Genomic DNA, 6,910 nt, shown 5'->3' with positions numbered 1-6,910 from the left:
CTCTTAGGTTTGGTGGGCAAAATGTATTCTAAGATACATTCTTTCTGGCGAGCGAGTGGAAGGAACCACAAAGACACAAAGGACACAAAGATTGATCGATCCTCTGTAAGTTAAACTTATCACACAGAACCTAGAAGAGCCTATCCCCGTTGAAAGCGACTGGTAATACAGCAGTTATCTTAATGGTGAGATTACCTCTGTAGTAGTGAACTTTTATCTGTTTGTCCCTGTGGAATTGCCCTCAATCCATTCGTAAAAAGCCATAGATTCCGGAGAACAACGGATGCATCCTCCGCATTTTTCTAGGGAAATCAGGCGAATTCGCCCTTTTTTCAGCAAGCGATCGAGCATAGGACTTAAGGCATCCGCTGACATCCGAAAGTGTTTGGATAAGTCAGACAGAGATGCTTTCTGATTTTTGGCAAGATAAGCCTGTATATCGGTTAAAATCATGGTTTATAAGCGAAAAAATTGATAAAAATTGCTTGATTGCTTTCGACCGAGTTCGTTCATACAAATACACTGTTTTCGTAGATGTAGTCATTTCAGATAGGTCTGATACAATCTAGACCGATAAAACCCTTATGAAATCTGGTATTGATATTCTCAATCTTAATTGAAATGACTATATGTTAAAATTGACTAAGTGTTGCTTTTCTTGATGATAGAACGATGAGCGAGAAAAAAGCTGATTTTTTGAAAATAATGTTAACCGGAGGGATTGCTGCAATATTGCCAGGTGTCGCTCTAGTTATTAATTCTTTAACTGAATATAAAAAAACTCAACCACCAGAGGAAAGTAGAGAAGAACAAAGGAGTAAATACTCATTTTGGTGTGATCCTTATCACGCCATAGATGGAAAAACATTACCAACTACACTTATAACAACGGATAAGGTTGATATTCCTTTTTTTACATGGGAAGATAAATCATTTGGAGATAAATGGTCTCCTGTAGAACGATGTCAAGCAGTTGCCAGAAGATTGCAAGTTTTTAACGAAAAACATGGCGACTTTTTCAAATACATTACTGGCGGTTCTTTGAATAATTATCCAGTATTTTGTATTAGCAAAACAAAAAATAATAGTGATAATTGCAATGAAGATAATTTGCTAATTACCCTTAAAAAAGGGGAAGATAAGTCTAAAGTTCTTAGGGAAATTATCGCCTTTCAAACTGAAGCTATTAGAGTCAAAAGAGGTAATTCAAGTAATTCTGAGATAATATTGGATATCGAACAATATATAAAAGAAGCACCACGGATTCAAAGCAAAAAGCGAGTCATTAGTCATTAATTAGCCGACAATGTTGTTATCATGAATCATCAATACTTAAGAAGTTTACTTTTTCGCTTATTTTTACTGATAGGTTTATTGACTTATTCTAATTTTGGTAATTTAGGAATGAAGACAACTTCAGCACAAGTGTCTGATCATAAAAATTCTACTGTTCAACTTGTGCAATCTACTACCCAAAAAGATTTATGTCAATATAAAAGAAATGATATTGAAAAGCGAATTTGTATGTTAGAGATAAAAGCACAGTTATCTCAAGAATCTGGAAACTATGAGCAAGCTATTGAATATCTCCAAAGAGGTTTATTATACGCAAGATACTACAGATATTGGGAAAATAAGAATAATAGGTCTTCTATGCAGTTGAAAATAGATGATCTTTCAGAAAGTTTAGGAGATATCTATTATAAAATGCAAAATTATTCAAAAGCTATTCAACATTATAAAGAAGCATCAAGTTATTTATCTAAATTTTCTGAAACAGATTTGCGCCTTATTAATCTATATATAAAATTAAGCAAATCTTTTTATAATGCAAAAAAGTTACAAGAGTCCGATCAAGAGGCATTTAAAGCACTTAAGATAATTGAAATACTCATTAATAGTAGTGAATATGTATATCGTACTTATAATAACCAATTGATTCCAAGAGGTGCAAGTTCTTTAACAGACCAATATCAAGAACTTTATTCGCTTTTACAGAAAATCAAGGTAGGGAGAAATCAACCAGAAAAAGCTTTGGAGTTTTCGGAAAGGGGAAGATCACTCGGATTAATTTCATTATTATCTGTCAAAGATGATCCCTTTAAACAATTTCAAGAGCCTAAATATGATATAGAAAAACTGCGAGTGATCGCTAAAGAACAGAAAGCCACTTTGATTGAATATTCAATTATTGATAATAATACTCTTTTTATCTATGTTATTCAGCCAAATGGCAAATTCCATTCTCGGAGTGTGAATCTAAATAATTTAGAACAAATAAAAGAAAATCTTTACAATGAAGCTTATAATCAAACTCTTCGCTCATCTGAATTTCCTGTAATTCTAGTTTTAACTATTGGTGTTATTTTTATTGGTATTTTGATTATTGCAAATAAAAAAAGTTTCATTATACCAAGCTTGATAATTATTTGTGTAGTTGCTGGAGGTTTACCCTTTCTAAATGCTCAGATTAGCGATTCTCGTGATCATCAAAAACAATCGACAAAAATTGAGATTGCCAGTCAACACTCTTCCAATGACAGTCAATTTTCATTTAAAAATTTTACTAAAGAAACTTTTATTGCTGTAAGAGGGAAACCAACTCGAAACTTACCTTCTAACTTAACTCAAGAAAACTGTCAAGATGACGATGAATGCTTACAAATACTCTATCAGATATTGATTAAGCCAATAGAAGAACTTTTACCAAATAATCCAGAAAAGCATATTATCTTTTTTCCTGAGAAAGACTTATATCGGGTTCCTTTTGCTGCTTTGAAGTCAACAGATGGTAGATATTTGATTGAAAAACATACTATTCGTATTTTTCCTTCTATTCAATCCTTAGACATTCTTCGCAAAAAAGTACAAGAGCGTTCCGAAACAGGAAATAAAATTTTAGTTGTTGGTAATCCAGCGATACCCAAAATAAAGTTAATTAATTCTAACATTGCAGAAGAATATGACAATCTACCTTATGCAGAACAAGAAGCTAAAGCTATTGGGAAATTATTAGGTACAAAGCCACTGATTGGACAACAAGCAACAGAAAAAAATATTCTAAATCAAATTTCCCAAGCGAAAATCATTCATTTTGCTACTCATGCAATACTAGATGTGCAAGTCAATCGTCCAAAAGTTTTGAGTAGATTAAATCGCCGTAAAGCAGATGGATATCCTAGTTACCTTATTGAAAGTGAATACAAAAAAGGGGTTAATGTTATCGCTCTAACACCTTCAGCAAAAGATGATGGACTGCTTGATGAAGCAGAAATCTATAATTTAAAAAATTTGAATGCAGAATTAGTTGTATTGAGTGCTTGCAACACAGGAATAGGAGATATTACAACTGATGGAGTAATTGGTTTAGCACGTCCTTTTATTGCAAATGGGGTTCCAAGTGTTGTTGTTTCTCTTTGGTCGGTATATGACGATACAACTTCAACGCTTATGATTGAATTCTACAAACATCTTGGGAAGACATCGGATAAAGCGCAAGCCTTGAGACAAGCTATACTCACAATGATAAAAAATAAAAATAATCCTGTTGACTGGTCTGGTTTTCTTTTAGTTGGAGAAGCTGATATTTCTCAGATTCCAATTAAATCCAGAGAAAATCAATCATCTGAATCTAAAGAGTTAACAATTGAACAACTAAAAAATGCAGAATATTATTCGTATGATCCAGCTAGTAAAGTAAAATTAAACAATGGGGAGTTCTTTTCAAAATATGAGAATGGTGCGATTGGAGGGAATTCAATCTGGCTTGGAGAGACGATTAAACTGGGAGACTTAAATGGTGACGGTGCTAAAGATGCTGTTGTAGTTATTAATCAAAATACTGGTGGAAGTGGAACCTTTATGGATTTAGCTATTGTTATTAACGATCACGGGAAACCTGTTCATGTTGATAGCTACGGATTAGGCGATCGCGTAAGTATTAGTGATGTTAAAATTAAACCTAATGGAAGAATAGAATTTACTGTTACCGAGAGATGGGGACAGATTAGGAAAGAAACTTATCAATTCGTAGAAAAAAAGAATAAACCCAAAACCCCCTAAGCTGTTGACTATCTAAATTACTTGTTAAGACGGTAAGGGAGAAGAGAGAAGGGAGAGGCAGTTTGAGCATTTGTACTAATATTTTCAATACGCAGTTTAAATTCGGCACAGCTTAATACAGCAGTTATCTTAATGGTGAGATCACTTCTGTAGTAGTGAACTTTTAGTTGTTTGTCCCTGCGGAATTGCCTTCAATCCATTCGTAAAAAGCCATAGATTCCGGGGAACAACGGCTGCATCCTCCGCATTTTTCTAGGGAAATCAGGCGAATTCGCCCTTTTTTCAGCAAGCGATCGAGCATGGGACTTAAGGCATCCGCTGACATCCGAAAGTGTGTAGATAAGTCAGACAGAGATGCTTTCTGATTTTTGGCAAGATAAGCCTGTATATCGATTAAAATCATGGTTTATAAGCGAAAAAAATCGAGAAAAGTTGCTTGATTGCGGTGGGTTACGGCGAATCTAAATAATTTGTTAGTTGCCTAGCTTTTTGTCGCCTAACCCACCCTACTTTTAAATTGCCGGACGGTTGATTTTTCGGGGACGGAGATTTTTTAGTGTGAATAAAACCCCGACTACGGTTAAACCCATCAAGACTATCCAAAAGAGAGAAAATCCCGGATGTCGAGAAAAAGTGGCGATTTGATAGAAGGAAGTGGCAACAATATAGGCCATTCCTGTGGTCCAGAAGGCAATAAAAGCAGTCCAACCGGCATTAGTTTCGCGATATACTGCCGATGTGGCCGAAACACAGGGAAAATAGAGCAGAACAAACAACAGATAGGCAAAAGCACCCGCTTGACCATCAAATCTTTTCACCATTGCCCCAAAGATTCCTAAATCTACTTCTTGCTTCTCGGCAGCCGTTTTTTGATCTTGCAGATTACCAATATTCAAACCCAAGGGATCAAGTAATTGATTGGGTAATTGCGCTAAATTGGCGGGAATAGTGGCAATAGCTTCCTGAATTTGCCCCCAAAAGTCGAATTTTTCGGCTGCTACCCCCTTATTCGGGTTATCTTCCCCTGCTAGTTGGCTGTAAATTGAGTTTAATGTCCCTACCATTGCTTCTTTGGCAAAAACTCCCGTAAAAATTCCCACTGTTGCCGGCCAATTTTGCTGCTCTAGTCCCATGGGTGAGAAAATAGGAGTTACAGCTTTACTGGTGGCACTTAAAACCGATCGCTCGCTGTCTTGATTACCAAAAGAACCATCAAAACTGAGGGAGTTGAGTAGTCCCAAAATCATCACCATTAAAACGATAACTCGTCCAGCTTTCCATAAAAACGCTTGCAGACGTTCCCAAGTGCGAATTAAAACCCCTTTCAGACGCGGTAGATGATAGGGAGGCAATTCCATAATAAAGTGACTGACTTCTCCCTTGAGTAGGGTTTTTTTCATCACCAATCCCGTCAAAATAGCGGCGAGAATTCCTAAGATATAAAGACCAAAAACGATATTTTGACCACCTATGGGGAAAAAAGCCGCCGCAAATAGGGCATAAACAGGTAATCTGGCCCCACAGGACATAAAAGGATTCATCATAATCGTCATTAAACGATCACGGGAATTTTCTAGGGTCCTGGTGGCCATAATTGCCGGCACACTGCAACCAAATCCCACTAGCATGGGGACAAAGGATTTACCCGGCAATCCCACCAAACGCATCAATCGGTCCATGACGAAGGCTGCCCGGGCCATATAGCCGGAATCCTCTAAAATTGACAAAAAGAGGAACATAAAGCCAATTACGGGGATAAAAGTGGCGACGGTTTGCACACCTCCCCCCGCTCCATCAGCGAGCAGAGCAATTAGCCAACCGGGGGTATGGATTTTTTGTAAAACTTGGGACAAACCATCGACAAAGATAGTCTGGGCAGTTAAATCGAAGAAATCGATAAAGGCAGCACTAACATTGATTGTAAACAAGAACATTAGGTACATTACGCCCAAAAATATCGGAATTCCTAACCAGCGATCGAGAACAATCCGATCGAGGCTATCGGACATGGTATCATTTATCTGTCCAGTCCGTTGAGTGGCTCCCTGAGTAACTTGTTGAATAAAGCCATAACGAGTATCAGCAATTAAAATATCAAGGTCTTCCCCTAAAACTTGGTGTATTTGTCGTCTATGCTTGACGATAATGCTTAATAGTTCCTGGGAGCGCAATTCTGGGACGATGCGATCCTCGTATTGCAGTAAATTTAAAGCGGTCCATCTTGGCTCAACGATCCTTTTACTGCTATGGTCGTTAATGTAGGCAACAATCTCGTTAAGAGCTTCCTCAATTACCGCAGGATAAGCCACATAAGCAGCAGTATGGTTAATATCATCGACTAATTCCCCAATTTTTTGCTTTAATTCTCCGATTCCCTCCCCTTTAACCGCACTAATCGGGACGACAATTGCATCCATGCGAACGCTTAAGAGTTGCGGATTAACCACAATACCCCTAGTTTTGGCCACATCCATCATATTCAGGGCAATCAACATCGGTAAACGCATCTCCATGATTTGGGTAGTAAGGTAGAGATTGCGCTCTAAATTAGCAGCATCGACGATATTAATCACTAAATCCGCTTCTCCTGACAGCAGATAGTCCCTAGCGACTAATTCATCCATTCCTGTCTCCCCTTCTTCCACATCAAGGGAATAGACTCCGGGTAAATCCACAAGGGTGATATCTTCCCCGTTAACTTGAAATCTTCCCTCTTTGCGATCGACTGTTACTCCCGGCCAGTTGCCGGTCCGTTGATTGGACCGGGTGAGAGCATTAAAAAGGGTAGTTTTGCCACAGTTAGGATTGCCGATTAAGGCGATAATGGGTTTGACCATAATTTAGGATA

The 6,910-nt window shown here is 37.5% G+C and carries 5 protein-coding genes; 2 read left to right on the top strand and 3 right to left on the bottom strand.

The features are described 5' to 3' along the window. Positions 1–213: 213 nt before the first annotated feature. Positions 214–453, bottom strand: coding sequence for a FeoC-like transcriptional regulator (locus IM496_RS11760; protein WP_287662002.1), 240 nt, complete (start codon positions 451–453; stop codon positions 214–216). A gap of 219 nt (positions 454–672) precedes the next feature. Here IM496_RS11760 and IM496_RS11755 point away from each other — a divergent pair, with 219 nt between their 5' ends. Further along, positions 673–1,296 (top strand): COP23 domain-containing protein, encoded by a 624-nt coding sequence (locus IM496_RS11755; RefSeq protein ID WP_287662001.1) that lies wholly within the window; start codon positions 673–675, stop codon positions 1,294–1,296. Positions 1,297–1,317: 21 nt separating this feature from the next. After that, complete coding sequence (locus IM496_RS11750) at positions 1,318–4,062, top strand: CHAT domain-containing protein (RefSeq protein WP_287662000.1); 2,745 nt, start codon at positions 1,318–1,320, stop codon at positions 4,060–4,062. 163 nt (positions 4,063–4,225) lie between these two features. Here IM496_RS11750 and IM496_RS11745 read toward each other — a convergent pair whose 3' ends face one another. After that, entirely contained in the window at positions 4,226–4,465 is a 240-nt protein-coding gene (locus tag IM496_RS11745) for a FeoC-like transcriptional regulator (protein WP_287661999.1), read from the bottom strand. 109 nt (positions 4,466–4,574) lie between these two features. Then, positions 4,575–6,899, bottom strand: a complete 2,325-nt coding sequence (feoB, locus tag IM496_RS11740) for a Fe(2+) transporter permease subunit FeoB (RefSeq protein WP_287661998.1) — start codon at positions 6,897–6,899, stop codon at positions 4,575–4,577. Positions 6,900–6,910: the final 11 nt, after the last annotated feature.

The organism is Microcystis sp. M049S2, from assembly GCF_020245625.1.
Lineage (GTDB): Bacteria > Cyanobacteriota > Cyanobacteriia > Cyanobacteriales > Microcystaceae > Microcystis > Microcystis ichthyoblabe_A.
Note: the sequence above shows the minus strand (reverse complement) of the source record. Positions and strands in the feature narration are given on the sequence as shown.